This is a genomic window from Candidatus Accumulibacter sp. ACC007, assembly GCF_907163205.1.
Taxonomy (GTDB): domain Bacteria; phylum Pseudomonadota; class Gammaproteobacteria; order Burkholderiales; family Rhodocyclaceae; genus Accumulibacter; species Accumulibacter regalis.
Window position 1 is genome coordinate 61,085 of the sequence record NZ_CAJQUD010000011.1, and the last position, 15,492, is coordinate 76,576.

Below are 15,492 nucleotides of genomic sequence, written 5' to 3' on the forward strand. Positions count from 1 at the left end.
TGGGCAAGCACCGGTGCGCGGCGCTGCGGGCATCGCCGAGCGGGCCCGCAGCCGGTTCCCGAGCAGCCGAGCAGATGGACATGCCTAGGCGGCTGCTGTTGCCGCGCAGACGTCGTCGAGCCTGCTGTCGATGCGCGTGTCGGATTGCAGTGTCCGGTGCATCGGGCACCTGTTGGCGATGGCCAGCAGCCGCTCGCGCTGCTCCGCGGTCAGTTCGCCAGCCAGCGTGATCACGCGGCTGATGCGATCGACCGTGCCACGGCCGCCGTCAAGCTCGAGCTTGTCGTGCGTCAGCGCGACGCTGACCGCGGCCAGTGGCCAATGCTTGCGTTCGGCATACATGCGCAGCGTCACCGAGGTGCAGGCGCCGAGGCCGGCGAGCAGGAAGTCCATCGGTTCCGGGCCGGCGTCCTCGCCGCCCATCGCCACCGGCTCGTCGGCGATCAGCGTGTGTCTGCCGAGGCGAACCGTCTGCTGGTAGGGTCCCAGGCCGTTCTCGCTGACGACCACGGCCGCTTGCTCCTGTGCCATGCTGTGCTCTCCGAGAGTTTTGCCGAATGATAATGGAAGGAAGGCCCCACATGGCAGCTTCGCCCGAAGAATTGCCCGCGTCCCCCTGGGTGCGGCGCTTTGCGCGGCTGATTCCCGAGCACGGCGAGGTCCTCGATCTGGCCTGTGGGAGTGGCCGCCATACGCGCCTGCTGGCCGGGCTCGGTTACCGCGTCGAGGCGGTCGATCGTAGTTCGCAGGCGCTCGCTTCGCTGCACGGTAGCGAGCGCGTGACGCTGCTCCAGGCCGACCTTGAAGACGGCCGCTGGCCCTATCGCGGTCGGCTGTTCGCGGGGATCGTGGTCACCAATTACCTGTTTCGCCCGCGTATCGACGAACTCCTGGCCTGCCTGGCCGAACCCGGGGTCCTGATCTACGAAACCTTCATGGTCGGCAATGAGCGCTACGGCAAGCCGTCGAATCCGGATTTCCTGCTGCGCTCGCAGGAAATGCTCGCCTGGATGGGGCGGCGTGGCTGGCGGGTGGTGGCTTTCGAAGAAGGCCAGGTCGACTCTCCCAGGCCGGCGATGCTGCAGCGCCTGTGCGCCAGCCGCGGGGCGCTTGCTGCCGTGCTCTGACGCCGACCTGGAGACTGGAGCAGCGAACCCGCCGACCGCGCGACTCGGCACTGCGGACTACGTGCCTGCGGAACCACTACTCGCCACTGACTCTCAGGGCCAGCGCTTCTATGCCGCCGGGCGTCAGGTCGTCGCTGGTGAAGCGCGCCGGTGCTGCGAATCCACCGTAGTTTCGCGTCTGCGAGCGACTGTAGAGCGGGTCGTAGTGCAACTCGAGCAGTTCGCTCACCAGTTCTCGCCACTGCGCGTCGCGCACGTAGCCTTGCCAGCGCAGGAGGGTTTCCGTGCTTTGCTGGTTGCGCAATGGGTGCAGGCAGGCGGTCAGGCGTTCGGGTGCGAGCAGGAAATAGTCGTAGTCGCGCAAGAGAAAATCGACGCGTGCGGCGAAAGACGCTTCGATATTGAAGCATTCGCCGGCACGCATGGTTTCGATCAGTGTTGCCGGTACTTGCAGCGAACCGATCTTGCGGCTCTCGGCTTCGACGTAGACCGGGCGACTGGCGTCGAGCGAGCGCAGCGTGGTCAGCAATTGCGACTCGAACATTTTCTGCGACGGCTGCGCCGAGTCGGGCAGGACGCCGAGCACCGAGCCCTTGTGGCAGGCGAGTTCCTCGAGGTCGAGTACCTGTTCGCCGCGCCGCCCGATGGCCTGCAGAATGCGGCTCTTGGCGCTGCCGGTGGCACCGCAGAGGACCTTGAACTGCAGTTGCCGGGGCACCTCGGCGAGCTGGTCGACGACCAGTCGGCGATAGGCCTTGTAGCCGCCTTCCAGCTGCTGCGCGTCCCAGCCGACACGCCGGAAGACGTAGGTCATGGCGCCGCTGCGCTGTCCGCCACGCCAGCAGACGATCAGCGGGTGCCAGTTCTTCGGGCGGTCGAGAAACTGCGCCTGCAGATGCCTGGCGATGTTCGTGGATACGTAGGCCGCGCCAAGTTTCTTGGCCTCGAAGGGCGACGCTTGCTTGTAGAGGGTGCCGATTTCGATCCGCTGCTGGTTGTCGAGTACCGGACAGTTGATCGACCCCGGAATATGGTCCTCGGCAAACTCGCCCGGCGAGCGGACGTCGATGATCTGGTCAAAGGAAGAGAGCTCGCCGAGCTGTTCGACGGTCGCGATATCGCGTTTCATACGCTTGCCTGCATGCTGCGCAAGTCCTGTGGCTGAGACAACCCGCTATTCTAGCAGTGGCGCCAGTCCGCGCCAGACATTGTCGAGCAGCAGGGGTTGTGCGGCAGCGGTAGGATGCAGATTGTCGGCCTGAAAGAACTGTGCTCTGGTCGCCACCCCTTCGAGTAGGAAGCCCACCAGTGCGGCCTTGCGGGCCTGGGCCACGGCGGCGAAAGTGTTGTGGAATTCAGTCGCGTAGGCGCCATAGTTGGGCGGTACGCGTTGCCCGACGAGCAGGACCTGCGCCTTGTTTTGCTGAGCGCTGGCGACGATGGCGCTGAGGTTCTCACGCAGCTGCGCCACTGGCAGGCCGCGCAGGCCGTCGTTGGCGCCGAGGGCAACGATGACGACCTGTGGCGAGTACCTGTTCAGGGCCGCGCCGATGCGCGCGCGGCCGCCGGCGGACGTTTCTCCGGAGATGCTGGCATTGACGACGCTATAATCGAGCTTCTTCTCCTGCAGGCGTCTGGCCAGCAAGGCTGGCCAGGACGCATCCTGGCGGATACCGTAGCCCGCTGACAGCGAATCGCCGAAGACCAGTATGGTGCGTGCCGCCAAAGCAGCGGGGGCAAGCAACAGCAGTCCGGCGAGCAACAGGGAGCGGCATATCGGGAAACGGAGCATGGTGGCGTGGTAGGAGAGGCAGCAGCAATGGTGATTGAGGTTCGCGATCTGGCTAAGCGCGTGGATAGCGGTGGCCAGCCGTTGACCATTCTGCACGACATTTCGTTCGCCGTCGCGGCGGCCGAAACGGTGGCCATTGTCGGCGCCTCGGGTTCCGGCAAGTCAACCCTGCTTGGTCTGATGGCTGGTCTCGACCAGCCGAGTAGCGGCTCGGTGACCCTGGCGGGCGAGAATCTGGGGGCGCTGGATGAGGATGCGCGGGCCGTGTTGCGAGGTCGGATGCTGGGTTTCGTCTTTCAGACCTTTCAGCTGCTGCCGTCGCTGACGGCGATCGAAAACGTCATGTTGCCGCTTGAACTGGCGGGCGCCGCCAACGCTCGCAGCGAGGCTGAGCGCTGGCTGCAGCGAGTTGGGCTGGCGCATCGCCTGAAGCATTACCCGAAGCATCTCTCGGGCGGCGAGCAGCAGCGCGTCGCCCTGGCCCGCGCCTTTGCGCCGGGGCCGAGGCTGGTGCTGGCCGACGAGCCGACCGGCAATCTCGACGCGGTGACCGGCCATCAGGTGATCGAACTGATGTTCGCCATCAATGCCGAAAGCGCGACGACGCTGATTCTGGTCACCCATGACGAGGAGATCGCCGCGCGTTGTCGGCGTCGTCTGCGCATGGACGCCGGGCAGCTGGAAGAGGTCAGCGCCGAGTGGCTGCACAGGTCGTAGCCGGCTGGGCGAGAAACGAGGCGCCGAGGAGGGAGATGGCCCATCTCCCTTCGCGCCGGCAGTAACCACCGTAGTTCAACAGCTTAGGAATCTTATGTCGCTGATGGTCGAACGAGTAGCAAACCTCAAGACGCCCGAAGAGTGCGCCATGTTCGAGAAAAATGTTATCGAACGCGGGCGCCCGGATCTGGCGGTAGCGGCGCGCAAGCGCGCGCTCGAACTGCGTGCGCAGAAGTACGGCGCCGGCAGCGAACCGGAGCGTCAGTGCCTGGAGGCGGTTTATGCCTACGAAGGCGTGCTCTCGGCCAGGAATGGCAAGGCCACACGGGACCTGCGCACCTGGCAGCTGATAAAACGCCACGGCATCATCGGCGCCGTCGAGCGCACCGTGAATCGCGACCCGGACGTCACCGGTTATCCGGCTTTGTGCGAACTGGGCCTCGAGGACTACGCCTTCGAAGAGGTCGTCGTCCGCCACCCCGATCTCTTCTCGGCGGCCAGTGTCGAGTGTTCGCGGACGCGCATCGACGGCTGGAAAGCCCCCGGCTGACAGCGCGCTCAGGCGCGCCTGTCGAGCAGCATGCCGCGGGCAGCGGCAAGACCGCTGCGCACGGCCGCCTCGAGGGTCGCCGGATACTCGGCGCAGACGTAGTCGCCGGCCAGCCACAAACCGCAGCGCGCGGTGCGGGCGGCCGGGCGGCGCAAGCCCGGGCGGCACGAGAAAGTCGCACGCTGTTCGCGGATCACCTGTTGCCATTCGATCGCCGGCAGCCGGGTGTGCAGCGCCGATGCGAGTTCGGCGTCGAGCTGCGCAACCAGCTCCTGTCTGTCGAGTTCCTCCCAGGCGCCATGGCCGCTGAGCACGAAGGCGATCACTCCCGGTGTTCCGCACAGCGCTCCGCGATCAAAGGCCCACTGTCCGATCTCGCCGCGGTCGCGTGCGGCCAGGCCGAGCATGGGGAAAGGAAGGCGTAGCTGCAGGGCATAGCCGCAATAGACGGTGGCGATGGGCTCGAAGCGGTAACCGGCGAGTAACTTTGCCGTGTCGGCCGTTGCCGGCTGCCGGGCAAGCAAGGTCGCCGCGTGCTGCGGGCCGACGGCGAGAAGAACGCCGTCGAAGCGCTCGCCAGCGACCTGGAAACCGTCGTCGATGGTCTCGACACGCGTTGAGCAGCGGATTGTCCCGCCGTGCCCGGAGATGAAGCTTGCCGCGGCGGCCGGGAACAGGCGATCGAGGTCGGCTGCCGGCAAGAGCAGGTCGGTTGCTGCGCGACCACCACCGAGGCTGTCGCGCAGCGTATTGACGAAAATCTGCGCCGATGCCTGTTCCGGCGAGGTGTTCAGCGCGGCCAGACAAAGTGACTCCCACAGACAGCTGCGCAGCTTGCCGTGCTGCCGATGGCGATCGAGCAGCGTGCTCACCGTGCAGTCGGCGCCGAGGCAGTAGCGAGCGTCCTGCAGAAATCGCATGAAGCGCACCGCGCTGAACTTCTCGGCGACGCTGACGCCGCGCGCGCCGAGCAGGCCAGCGGCGAGGTGCAGGGGTGCTGGCAGCCGCGGCAGGCGCATCCGGAAGTGGCTGCCCTTGCCGTCCGGGAAATTCACTTCGAGGGGCAGGCGCTTGAGCAGTCGCTCGGGGTCGACGCCGACCACCGTCATCAGGCGCAAGGTTTCGCGGTAGGCGCCGATAAGAATGTGCTGGCCGTTGTCGAGGCGCCGTCCCTGCGCCTCGACGCTGCGGGCCCGGCCGCCGACCTGTCTGGCGGCCTCGAAGACGGTGACCCGTACGCCTGCTCCGGACAGCTCGACGGCGGCGGACAGACCTGCCCAGCCGCCACCGACGATCGCTACTTTCATCCCCGCACCCAGGTCCGCCAGGCGATCCACAGCTTGCGTATCGGGGTCAGCGAGGTGCGCTGGGTGAGGACCTGGTAGCCGTCGCGTTTGATCTCGTCGAGCAGGGTGCGGTAGATCGCCGCCATCACCAGGCCAGGGCGTTGCGTGCGCCGATCGCTGGCCGGCAGGGCGTCGATGGCTTGCGTGTAGTAGTGCTCGGCGCGCTCGACCTGGAAAGCCATCAGGCGCTGGAAGTTGTCGCCATGGCGCGCGTTGAGGATGTCGGCGGCGGTCACTTCGAAGCGCTGCAATTCGTCGATGGGCAGGTAGATGCGTCCCATGCGCGCGTCTTCGCCAACGTCGCGAATGATGTTCGTGAGCTGGAAAGCGACGCCAAGATCGTGCGCGTACTTCTGCGTCCTGCGGTCCTGGTAGCCGAAGATTTCGGCGGCGAGCAGGCCGACGACGCTGGCGACCCGGTAGCAATACAGCGACAGCGCCTTGAAGTCGAGGTAGCGCGACTGCTGCAGATCCATTTCCATGCCGTCGATGATTTCCTGCAGCTGCTCTTCGGGCAGGTTGAATTCGGCGCAGGCCGATTGCAGCGCCTGGCTTACCGGATGCTGTGGTTTGCCGCCATAGACGCTGCTCAATTCCTGCCGCCACCAGACCAGCTTGGTCGCGGCGATCTGCGCGTCATGGCACTCGTCGACGACATCGTCAACCTCGCGGCAGAAAGCATAGAGCGCGGTGATCGCGCGGCGTTTGGGCGGCGGCAGGAAGAGGAAGCTGTAGTAGAAGCTGGAGCCGCTGCGGGCGGCTTTCTGTTGGCAGTATTCGTCGGGGCTCATTCGCAATCTCTGGGGAGTGCACAGGGCAGCAATTTTCACATGACTTGCCCCGCTTGCAGCAGTTACATGAACAGGGCGCGGCCGGCGATGAACAGGTAATCGGTCGCGCCCAGTTGCGGACGCTGCCGGAAAACGTCGCCGCGGGAATGCGCGATCCTTTCCAGGATGCGCAGACCGCCCTGCACCGTAAAGCGGATTTCCCAGCCCATACGGCCCGGCAGCTGGTGCACCAGCGCCTCCCCGGCGCGCATCAAGTCGTGCGTACGCTCGATCTCGAAGGCGAGCAGCGCCGTCCATTCGGCGCTGCAGTTTCCGGCGGCGATCTGCCTTTCGCAGACAGCAAAGCGTTCGAGGTCGCTCTGCGGCAGGTAGATGCGGCCCTTCTGCCAGTCGATGGCCACGTCCTGCCAGAAATTGACCAGTTGCAGCGCTGTGCAGATGCAATCCGAGCGGCGCAGATTCTCGTCGCTGGCGCGCCCGACGAGGTGCAGCAGCAGGCGACCGACCGGATTCGCCGAGCGCCGGCAGTAGTCGAGCAACTGCGGGTAGTCCGCGTAGCGCTTGATGACCACATCCTGCGCAAAGGCGTCGAGCAGGTCGCGAAACAGCTGCGTCGGCAGGCGCCACTCGGCGATGACCCTGGCCAACTCGTTGAACTCTGGCCGAACAGGCGCTGCGCCACGTTCGATGCGCTCGATTTCCTCGCCATAATCGGCGAGGCCTTGCAGGCGCGCCGCGTCGCTGGCGTCACCTTCGTCGGCAATGTCGTCGGCGCCGCGCGCAAAACGATAGATGGCCTCGATCGGCCGGCGCAGGCGCCGGGGTAGCAGGAGCGAAGCAACAGGGAAGTTTTCGTAGTGATCGACAGGCATCGGTAGCGGCTGGGCGACGGCGATTGCGGCGAAGTGCCTCGGGGAAAACTGGTCCTCTCAGGCGGCGCGCAGGGAAACTGGCAGCACCTTTCTCTCCCGAACCTCGGCTCGGGAAGTCAGTATAGAGGGTGTATGGAAAGGGATAGTGGCAAAAGCACCCGCTCCGAATCTCGTTTAGTGGGTCGATTTCGTCGGTAGATACCTCCGCCGCCAGATTGACCTTGATGATCTTCGCCAGATGCGCATCGTCGCCGGCGCGGTAGAAGCGCGCCATCGTGCCGGCATCCGGTAGTGTCCGGCCGCGGTGGCGGCCAGGCTGATCGATCGACAAGGCGAGCCGGCGGGGCGGGGCGTCATCCGGCGGCTGTGCTATCATGCGCGGTCTACGATTTTGCGCTGCCCAAGGCTATCCGCTACCGTGTTCAACTGCGATCTTCATTGTCATTCCACCTGCTCCGACGGCCTTCTGGCTGCGGCCGACGTCGCCACGCGGGCGGCGGCCAACGGCGTCGACCTGCTGGCGCTGACCGACCACGACTCGCTTGACGGCCTATCCGCGGCACAAGCGGCGGCGACAGCGGCGGGAATGGGGTTCGTCAATGGCGTCGAGATTTCGATCGAGTGGCAGGGGCTGCAGATACATATGCTTGGCTACGCGTTCGACCGCAGCGATCAGGCGCTCAATGCCGGTCTGGCGAGTATTCGCGCGGGGCGCGTGGAGCGCGCGCAACGGATGTCGGCCGAGCTCCAGAAAGTCGGTATCGAAGGCGCTTTCGACGGAGCGATGCGCTATGCGGCCAACCCCAGCCTGATCAGTCGTGCGCATTTCGGCCGCTTTCTGGTGGACAGTGGGGTGGCCAAGGATCTGCGCAGCGTCTTCGAGTCGTACCTGGTTCCCGGTCGGCCGGGTTATGTCGATCACCGCTGGGCGACGCTAGCCGACTCGCTGGCGTGGGTGCACGCTGCCGGAGGTCTGGTGGCGGTGGCACACCCCGGGCGCTACAAGCTGTCGCGGGTCGAAATGCGTCGCTTTCTCGCCGAGTTCAAGGATCTTGGCGGCGAGGCGATCGAGGTGGTATCCGGCAGCCACACGCAGGAGCACGTCGATGTCTTCGCGCGCTACGCCAGGGAGTACGGCTTTCTGGCCTCGCGTGGCTCCGATTTCCACGGGCCCGGCGAGAGTTATTTTGATCTGGGGCAGCTGGCCGCCTTGCCGGATGGGTTGAAGCCCATCTGGGCAGCGTTCTGAGCCGGGGAGAGAGCAATGGCACAGCACGTTTCGATTCATCCCGACAATCCGCAAGGGCGGCTGTTGCAGCGCGCGGCGGAGATCATTCGCCAGGGCGGCGTCATTGCCTTGCCCACCGACTCCAGCTACGCCCTCGGTTGCCATCTCGGCGACAAGGCGGCGGTCGAGCGAATTCGCGCCATCCGTGGCGTCGATGAGCGCCATCTGCTGACCCTGATGTGCCGCGACCTGTCGCAGATCGGTCAGTTCGCGCGCGTCGACAATGCCACCTATCGTTTGCTCAAGGCGACGACGCCGGGCAGCTACACCTTCATTCTCGAGGGGACCCGCGAGTTGCCGCGGCGCGTCCTGCACCCGAAAAGGAAGACGATCGGCCTGCGCGTGCCGGCGCATGCGGTGACCCTGGCCTTGCTCGCAGCGCTCGACGAACCGCTGCTGACGTCGACGCTGATCGTTGCCGGCGACGAGGGGCCCCTGACCGAAGGCTGGGAGATTCAGGACCGGCTCGACAGCCAGCTCGAACTGATTCTCGACTGCGGCAATTGCGGCATCGAGCCGACGACGGTCGTCGATCTGACCGGCGCGCTGCCGACGCTGGTCCGTCCCGGACTGGGCCCACTGGCGCCCCTCGGTCTCGATTGAGGAAGCGCAGATGCAAGAGATGATCCAGACCATCGCCATCGCCGCCCTGCCGGTGATCCTGGCGATCACCCTGCACGAGGCGGCGCACGGCTACGCGGCACGCCATTTCGGCGATCCGACCGCCTGGCAGGAGGGCCGCATCACCGCCAACCCGCTCAAGCATATCGACCCGGTGGGCACGATCCTGGTGCCGATCATTATCCTGCTGCTGTCGACCGGTGGCATTCTGTTTGGCTGGGCGAAGCCGGTGCCGGTCAATTTCGGTCGCTTGCGCCATCCCAAGCAGGACATGCTGTGGGTCGCCGCGGCCGGGCCGGCGGCCAACCTGGCCATGCTGCTCTTCTGGGCGGTGCTGATGAAGCTGGCGGTGACCCTGCCGATCAACTTTTTCAGCGTGCCGATGGCGCGCATGGCCGAGATCGGCATCCTGGTCAACCTGGCCTTGATGGTGCTCAATCTCTTTCCGCTGCCACCGCTCGACGGCGGCCGGATCGCGGTCAGCCTGTTGCCGCCGCAAGCCGCCTGGCGCTTCGCGCAGCTCGAGCGCTTCGGTTTCCCGATCCTTCTGCTGCTGCTGTTCACCGGCATTCTGGGCAAGCTCCTGATGCCGGTGATGAGCGCGGTGATGGGAATGATTTTCTTCATATTTCAGTTTTCCGCCTGAGCGTCCGGAGCGCGAACATGTACGCAGAACGAGTCCTCTCCGGCATGCGCCCGACCGGCAGCCTGCACCTTGGCCACTACCACGGCGTACTCAAGAACTGGGTCGAGCTGCAGCAGAAGCATCCCTGCCTGTTCTTCGTCGCCGACTGGCACGCGCTGACCACCCAGTACGACGATCCGCAGGGAATCGTCACCGCTTCCTGGGACATGGTCATCGACTGGCTGGCGGCGGGCGTCGATCCGCAACGGGCGACGCTGTTCATCCAGTCACAGGTTCCCGAGCACGCCGAGTTGCATCTCCTGCTGTCGATGATGACCCCGCTCGGCTGGCTGGAACGTGTGCCGACCTACAAGGACCAGCAGGAAAAGCTCGAGAGCAAGGATCTGTCGACCTATGGTTTTCTCGGCTATCCACTGCTGCAGTCGGCCGACATCCTGATCTATCGCGCTGACAAGGTGCCGGTGGGCGAAGACCAGGTGCCGCACATCGAGTTCTCGCGCGAGCTGGCACGGCGCTTCAACCACCTCTACGGACGCGAGGCAGGCTTCGAGGACAAGGCCAGGGAGGCGGTCAGGAAGCTGGGCTCAAAGCGCGCCCGCTCGTATACGCAGTTGCGCACCCACTTTCAGCAGAACGGTGACAGGACGGCCATCGAGCGAGCGCACGCGCTGCTCGACGAAGTTCCCGGCCTGGCGCACGCCGACCGCGAGCGGCTTTGCGGCTATCTCGAGGGCACCGGAAAGATGATTCTCGTCGAGCCGGGTGCCCTGCTCACCGCCGCCTCACGGATGCCCGGGCTCGACGGCCAGAAAATGTCGAAATCCTACGGCAATACGATTACCCTGCGCGAGGATGCCGCTTCGGTGACGCACAAGCTGCGGCGCATGCCGACCGACCCGGCGCGCGTTCGCCGCGACGACCCGGGCGATCCCGACAGGTGTCCGGTCTGGCAACTGCATCAGGTGTATTCGGACGAAGCGTGTCAGAAGTGGGTGCAGCAGGGGTGTCGCAGCGCAGGCATCGGCTGCCTCGACTGCAAGCAGCCGGTGATCGACGCAATTCTCGTCGAGCAGGCGCCGATGCACGAGCGTGCCCAACCCTATCTGGATGACCCGCGCCTGGTGCGCGAGATCGTCGCCGAAGGTAACCGCAAGGCGCGCCAGCTCGCTCGCGAGACGATGCGCGACGTGCGTGACGCGATGGGGCTGAACTACGGCTGAGCACTGCTCCGAGGATGACGGAAATGAGCGATAGCGCGACCATGGCCGCCGCAGAAGCGCCGCCTCCGGCGACGGCGGCAAGTCCGCTGGCGCGGATTTACGGCCAGCCGCTGACGCAGCTGCCGCTCGACCTGTACATCCCGCCCGACGCGATGGCGGTGATGCTCGACGCCTTCGAGGGGCCGCTCGACCTGCTGCTCTACCTGATCCGCAAGGCCAACGTGAACGTTCTCGACATTCCGATGGCGCCGCTGACCGAGCAGTATCTGGTCTACGTCGAGGCGATGCGCTCGCAAAACCTCGAGTTGGCGGCCGATTATCTGGTGATGGCGGCGATGCTGATCGAGATCAAGTCGCGCATGCTCTTGCCGCGCCCGAAGGTCGACGCTGGCGACGACGCCGAGGACCCGCGCGCCGAACTGGTGCGCCGCCTGATCGAGTACGAGCAGATGAAACTGGCCGCGTACGGGATCAACGAACTGCCACAGGCCGAGCGTGATTTCGAGTGGGTCGAGGTGTGGGTCGAGAAGACTCTGCTGCGCCGCCTGCCCGAGGTCAGCGTGCTGGATTTGCAGAATGCCTGGCTGGGCATCCTCCGCCAGGCCAGGCTGCACACGCATCATATGGTGCAGCGCGAGGAGTTGTCGGTGCGCGAGCACATGACGCTGATCCTGCGCCATCTGCGCGACGCCGGCGGCTTTGTCGAGTTCGGCGAGCTATTCGACCCCCGGCAGGGCGCGCCGGTGCTGGTGGTGCACTTTCTGGCGCTGCTCGAACTGGCCCGCGAGCACCTCGTCGAAATGACGCAGGTGGAAGTTTTCGAGCCTATTTATCTCAGGTTGAGCGATGAGCGCAGCGAATCTCGACAAACCAGCGCGTGACGAAGCGCCGGCGGGTGCTCCCGACGACCTCAAGCGCGTGCTCGAGGCGGTGCTCCTGAGCACCCGCGTGCCCTTGTCCGTTCTCGAGCTGCGCAAGGTCTTCGACGACCAGATCAGTGCCGAGGTCCTGCGCGTGCTGCTCGACGAGCTGCGCAGCGAATGGAGCACGCGAGCACTGGAGCTGCTGCCGGTGGCGAGTGGCTGGCGCTTTCGTACGCGCGCCGAGTTCATGCCCTATCTGGAGCGACTGAATCCGGAAAAGCCGCCGCGCTACTCGCGCGCAGTCCTCGAAACGCTGGCCATCATTGCCTATCGTCAGCCGGTGACGCGTGGCGACATCGAGGATATCCGCGGGGTGACCGTCGCCACGCAGGTCATCCGGCTGCTCGAGGAGCGTGGCTGGGTCGATGTCGTGGGTCATCGCGACACGCCGGGGCGGCCCGGACTGCTGGCGACCACCCGCAAATTTCTCGACGACCTCGGCTTGCGCAGTCTTGCCGAGTTGCCGCCTCTGCAACAGATCAATTCAACCCTGGACCTCGCTGATGGCCAATAGCAAGCGCAGATTGCCTGCCGCCCCTTCCCGTTCGCCACGCCCGGCTGCCGCCGGTACCGTCCGGCGACGCCCGTCCGCTGATGAGTTGCCAGAGCCTGCTGGCGAGGAGGGTCGGGCTCGGCCCCGCCCGGCGGCGAGCCCGGCCGGTGACGCGTCGAAACGTGGTCGGCATCATGACGTTCCGAGCAAGCCTGAACGCCTGCACAAGGCGCTGGCGCAGAGCGGCGTCGGTTCGCGGCGGGAGATGGAAGAGTTGATTGCCGCCGGGCGGATCAACGTCAATGGCCAGCCGGCGCACATCGGCCAATCCGTCAGCCCCGGGGACCGGGTGAAGGTCAACGGCAAGCTGGTCAATCTGCGCTTTTCCAACCGTCTGCCGCGGGTGATCCTCTATCACAAGCCCGAAGGCGAGATCGTTTCGCGCAATGACCCCGATCATCGCCCGACCGTATTCACCTCGATGCCCCGCCTCTCGGCCGGACGCTGGGTGGCGGTCGGCCGGCTTGACTTCAACACCAGTGGTCTGCTGCTGCTGACCACCTCGGGTGAGCTCGCCAACCGGCTCATGCACCCGCGCTATCAGTTGGTGCGCGAGTACGCCGTGCGCATCCTCGGCGAAATTTCGGACGAGTCACGCCAGCGCCTGCTCGAAGGCGTCGAGCTCGACGATGGGCCGGCGCAGTTTGCCAGCTTTCAGGAGGCCGGCGGCGAAGGTGCCAACCGCTGGTACCGCGTCTCGCTCTTCGAGGGCCGGAATCGTGAGGTGCGGCGCATGTTCGAAGCCGTCGGCGGCGTCGTCAGTCGCCTGATGCGCGTGCGCTACGGCCCGATCGCGCTGCCGCCGAGCTTGAGGCGGGGTCAGGTTCTGGAACTCGCCGACGCCGAAGTGAAACGCTTGCTGGCCGGCTTCGACATGGAGAACCCGGAAGCCGATCGCCCGCCGCGGCGCAGCCGCGAGCGCTGAACAAGCGGTGAACAAGCGTCGAGCAAGCTCTGCAAGCTCGCAGGCCGATTTACGTCGGCCACTATTTTCGTTATAATCCAACGGTTTTCCGGTCGCCCCTTGTGGGCACAATTTTTCGGGGATGGGCGTTTCGCCCATTTTTTATTTGCAGCCATGGATGTGCACGAAGTTCTTGAGAAAACGGTGTCCGGCCTCGGCTACGAGTTGGTCGATGTCGAGCGCAGTCCGCGTGGCCGTGTGCTGCGTGTTTTCATCGACAAGCCGGACAAGCCGCGTGGGGTCGATGTTGAAGACTGTGCGCTGGTCAGCAATCAATTGTCGCGGGTGTTGATGGTCGAGAACTTCGATTACGATCAGCTCGAGGTTTCCTCGCCGGGAATCGACAGGCCCTTGAAGAAGGAGGCTGATTTCGAGCGTTTCGCGGGGTCCGAGATCACGGTCAAGCTGCGCTTGCCGGTGAACGGTCAACGGAACTTCAAAGGTGTCCTGCAGGGTGTGCGCGAAGGCAAGGTGCGCTTGCAGATCGATTCGGGCGAGGTGGTGTTCGACCTGATGAGCGTCGACAAGGCGCGTCTGGTGCCCAACTTCGACCGGGCAAAATCGACTGACAGGCTGGTTTAGGAGGTAATGAGCAAATGAGCCGCGAAATCTTGCTGCTGGTAGATGTCCTGGCGCGCGAAAAGAACGTCACCAGGGACATCGTCTTCGGCGCGCTCGAGCTGGCGCTGGCGTCGGCTACCAAGAAGCGCATCCACGACGATGCCAACGTTCGCGTGGTGGTCGACCGCGAAACCGGCGATTTCGAAACCTTCCGCCGTTGGGAGGTCGTTGCCGATCATGACTTTCTTGACGAGGAGCAACAGATTCCCTTGTCGGAAGCGCAGGGTCAGGATCCCGAGGTCGAAGTCGAGGATTTTCTGGAAGAGGCGCTGGAGCCGATCGATTTCGGTCGGATCGGCGCACAAGCTGCCAAACAGGTGATTCTGCAGAAAATCCGCGACGCCGAGCGCGAACAGATTCTCAACGATTTCCTGGGGCGCAAGGAACACCTGGTGATCGGGACCATCAAGCGCATGGAACGGGGCAACGCGATCATCGAGACTGGCAAGATCGAAGCCCTGCTGCCGCGTGACCAGATGATCCCGCGCGAGAATCTGCGTGTCGGTGACCGTGTCAAGGCCTTTCTGCTGCGTATCGATCGTGCCGCCCGTGGGCCGCAGCTGATCCTCTCGCGCACGGCGCCGGAGTTCATCGTCAAGTTGTTCGCCCTGGAAGTGCCGGAAGTCGATGACGGCTTGCTCGAAATCAAGGCCGCTGCGCGTGACCCCGGCATGCGTGCCAAGATCGCGGTCAAGTCCAACGACCAGCGCATCGATCCGATCGGCACCTGCGTCGGCATGCGTGGTATGCGGGTCACCGCGGTGACCAACGAGCTGGCCGGCGAACGTGTCGATATTGTGCTCTGGTCGCCAGATCCGGCCCAGTTCGTCGTCGGGGCGCTGGCTCCGGCGGAAGTCAGTTCGATCATCGTCGATGAAGAGAAGCATTGCATGGACGTGGTGGTCGACGAGCAGAACCTGGCGATTGCCATTGGTCGTGGCGGTCAGAATGTCCGTCTCGCTTCGGAAATGACCGGTTGGACGATCAACCTGATGACCGAAGAAGAGTCGCAGACCTTGGTCGAGGCCGAGGCTGCGGCGATCCGTGTGCTGTTCATGGAAAAGCTCGATGTCGACGAGGAAGTGGCCAATATCCTGATCGAGGAAGGATTCTCGACGCTCGAGGAAGTCGCTTATGTGCCGGTCCACGAGATGCTCGAGATCGAGTCCTTCGACGAGGCAACCGTTCAGGAGCTGCGCGAGCGTGCACGTAACGTCCTGCTCACCGAGGCGATCGCCACCGAAGAGAAGATCGAGGATGTCGCCGAGGATATGCTGAGCCTCGAAGGGATGGACAAGTCCCTGGCCGGGAAACTGGCAGGAAGTGGTATCAAGACGCGCGACGATCTCGCCGATCTGGCGGTCGACGAACTGACCGAACTGACCGGCATGGATACCCAGCGGGCTAAACAACTGATCACCACGGCGCGTGCGCACTGGTTCGAGTAAGCGGGAAAAAGGA

General features: G+C 64.8%; 18 protein-coding genes. 12 read left to right on the forward strand and 6 right to left on the reverse strand.

Annotation, left to right across the window (positions count from 1 at the left end; translation table 11 throughout):
* Positions 1-84: 84 nt before the first annotated feature.
* Entirely contained in the window at positions 85-531 is a 447-nt protein-coding gene (locus tag QZ634_RS20190; protein ID WP_291991289.1) for an OsmC family protein, read from the reverse strand.
* 50 nt (positions 532-581) lie between these two features.
* Between QZ634_RS20190 and QZ634_RS20195 the strand changes: the two genes are divergently transcribed.
* Positions 582-1,127 (forward strand): class I SAM-dependent methyltransferase, encoded by a 546-nt coding sequence (locus QZ634_RS20195; protein WP_291991290.1) that lies wholly within the window; start codon positions 582-584, stop codon positions 1,125-1,127.
* A gap of 76 nt (positions 1,128-1,203) precedes the next feature.
* Here QZ634_RS20195 and mnmH read toward each other — a convergent pair whose 3' ends face one another.
* Together mnmH and QZ634_RS20205 are read right to left on the reverse strand one after the other, a co-directional pair.
* Positions 1,204-2,256 (reverse strand): tRNA 2-selenouridine(34) synthase MnmH, encoded by a 1,053-nt coding sequence (mnmH, locus tag QZ634_RS20200; RefSeq protein ID WP_291991291.1) that lies wholly within the window; start codon positions 2,254-2,256, stop codon positions 1,204-1,206.
* A 45-nt stretch (positions 2,257-2,301) separates the two neighbouring features.
* Positions 2,302-2,919, reverse strand: coding sequence for an arylesterase (locus QZ634_RS20205; RefSeq protein ID WP_291991292.1), 618 nt, complete (start codon positions 2,917-2,919; stop codon positions 2,302-2,304).
* Between the two features lie 27 nt (positions 2,920-2,946).
* Here QZ634_RS20205 and QZ634_RS20210 point away from each other — a divergent pair, with 27 nt between their 5' ends.
* Together QZ634_RS20210 and QZ634_RS20215 are read left to right on the forward strand one after the other, a co-directional pair.
* Positions 2,947-3,636, forward strand: a complete 690-nt coding sequence (locus QZ634_RS20210; protein ID WP_291991293.1) for an ABC transporter ATP-binding protein — start codon at positions 2,947-2,949, stop codon at positions 3,634-3,636.
* A 148-nt stretch (positions 3,637-3,784) separates the two neighbouring features.
* Positions 3,785-4,186, forward strand: coding sequence for a hypothetical protein (locus QZ634_RS20215; protein WP_291991294.1), 402 nt, complete (start codon positions 3,785-3,787; stop codon positions 4,184-4,186).
* A gap of 8 nt (positions 4,187-4,194) precedes the next feature.
* On the opposite strand, the gene hpnE is transcribed toward QZ634_RS20215, so the two are convergent.
* The 3 genes from hpnE to hpnC all read right to left on the reverse strand — a co-directional run bounded on the left by hpnE (position 4,195) and on the right by hpnC (position 7,195).
* Entirely contained in the window at positions 4,195-5,493 is a 1,299-nt protein-coding gene (hpnE, locus tag QZ634_RS20220; protein ID WP_291991295.1) for a hydroxysqualene dehydroxylase HpnE, read from the reverse strand.
* Complete coding sequence (gene hpnD, locus QZ634_RS20225; RefSeq protein ID WP_291991296.1) at positions 5,490-6,323, reverse strand: presqualene diphosphate synthase HpnD; 834 nt, start codon at positions 6,321-6,323, stop codon at positions 5,490-5,492. The genes hpnE and hpnD overlap by 4 nt, the downstream gene beginning before the upstream one ends.
* A 62-nt stretch (positions 6,324-6,385) precedes the next feature.
* Positions 6,386-7,195 carry a squalene synthase HpnC gene (gene hpnC, locus QZ634_RS20230; protein ID WP_291991297.1) on the reverse strand — a complete coding sequence of 270 codons (810 nt, stop codon included), beginning with the start codon at positions 7,193-7,195 and terminating at the stop codon, positions 6,386-6,388.
* Between the two features lie 418 nt (positions 7,196-7,613).
* Between hpnC and QZ634_RS20235 the strand changes: the two genes are divergently transcribed.
* From QZ634_RS20235 to nusA, 9 genes are all read left to right on the forward strand, one after another.
* Entirely contained in the window at positions 7,614-8,444 is an 831-nt protein-coding gene (locus QZ634_RS20235; protein ID WP_291991298.1) for a 3',5'-nucleoside bisphosphate phosphatase, read from the forward strand.
* 15 nt (positions 8,445-8,459) lie between these two features.
* On the forward strand, positions 8,460-9,086 hold the full coding sequence (locus QZ634_RS20240) for an L-threonylcarbamoyladenylate synthase (RefSeq protein WP_291991300.1): 627 nt from the start codon (positions 8,460-8,462) through the stop codon (positions 9,084-9,086).
* A 10-nt stretch (positions 9,087-9,096) separates the two neighbouring features.
* Positions 9,097-9,750 carry a site-2 protease family protein gene (locus QZ634_RS20245; RefSeq protein ID WP_291991301.1) on the forward strand — a complete coding sequence of 218 codons (654 nt, stop codon included), beginning with the start codon at positions 9,097-9,099 and terminating at the stop codon, positions 9,748-9,750.
* A gap of 17 nt (positions 9,751-9,767) precedes the next feature.
* Positions 9,768-10,970, forward strand: a complete 1,203-nt coding sequence (locus QZ634_RS20250; RefSeq protein ID WP_291991302.1) for a tryptophan--tRNA ligase — start codon at positions 9,768-9,770, stop codon at positions 10,968-10,970.
* A gap of 41 nt (positions 10,971-11,011) precedes the next feature.
* Entirely contained in the window at positions 11,012-11,851 is an 840-nt protein-coding gene (locus QZ634_RS20255; protein WP_291991335.1) for a ScpA family protein, read from the forward strand.
* On the forward strand, positions 11,817-12,407 hold the full coding sequence (scpB, locus tag QZ634_RS20260) for an SMC-Scp complex subunit ScpB (RefSeq protein WP_291991303.1): 591 nt from the start codon (positions 11,817-11,819) through the stop codon (positions 12,405-12,407). The genes QZ634_RS20255 and scpB overlap by 35 nt, the downstream gene beginning before the upstream one ends.
* Positions 12,397-13,371: a 23S rRNA pseudouridine(2605) synthase RluB gene (gene rluB / locus QZ634_RS20265; protein WP_291991304.1), complete on the forward strand. Its 975-nt coding sequence runs from the start codon at positions 12,397-12,399 to the stop codon at positions 13,369-13,371. Before scpB ends, rluB begins: the two co-directional genes overlap by 11 nt.
* 153 nt (positions 13,372-13,524) lie before the next feature.
* Positions 13,525-13,992, forward strand: a complete 468-nt coding sequence (gene rimP / locus QZ634_RS20270; RefSeq protein WP_043566008.1) for a ribosome maturation factor RimP — start codon at positions 13,525-13,527, stop codon at positions 13,990-13,992.
* A gap of 14 nt (positions 13,993-14,006) precedes the next feature.
* A complete protein-coding gene (gene nusA, locus QZ634_RS20275; RefSeq protein ID WP_291991305.1) occupies positions 14,007-15,479 on the forward strand; it encodes a transcription termination factor NusA in 1,473 nt (490 codons plus the stop codon).
* Positions 15,480-15,492 lie beyond the last annotated feature (13 nt).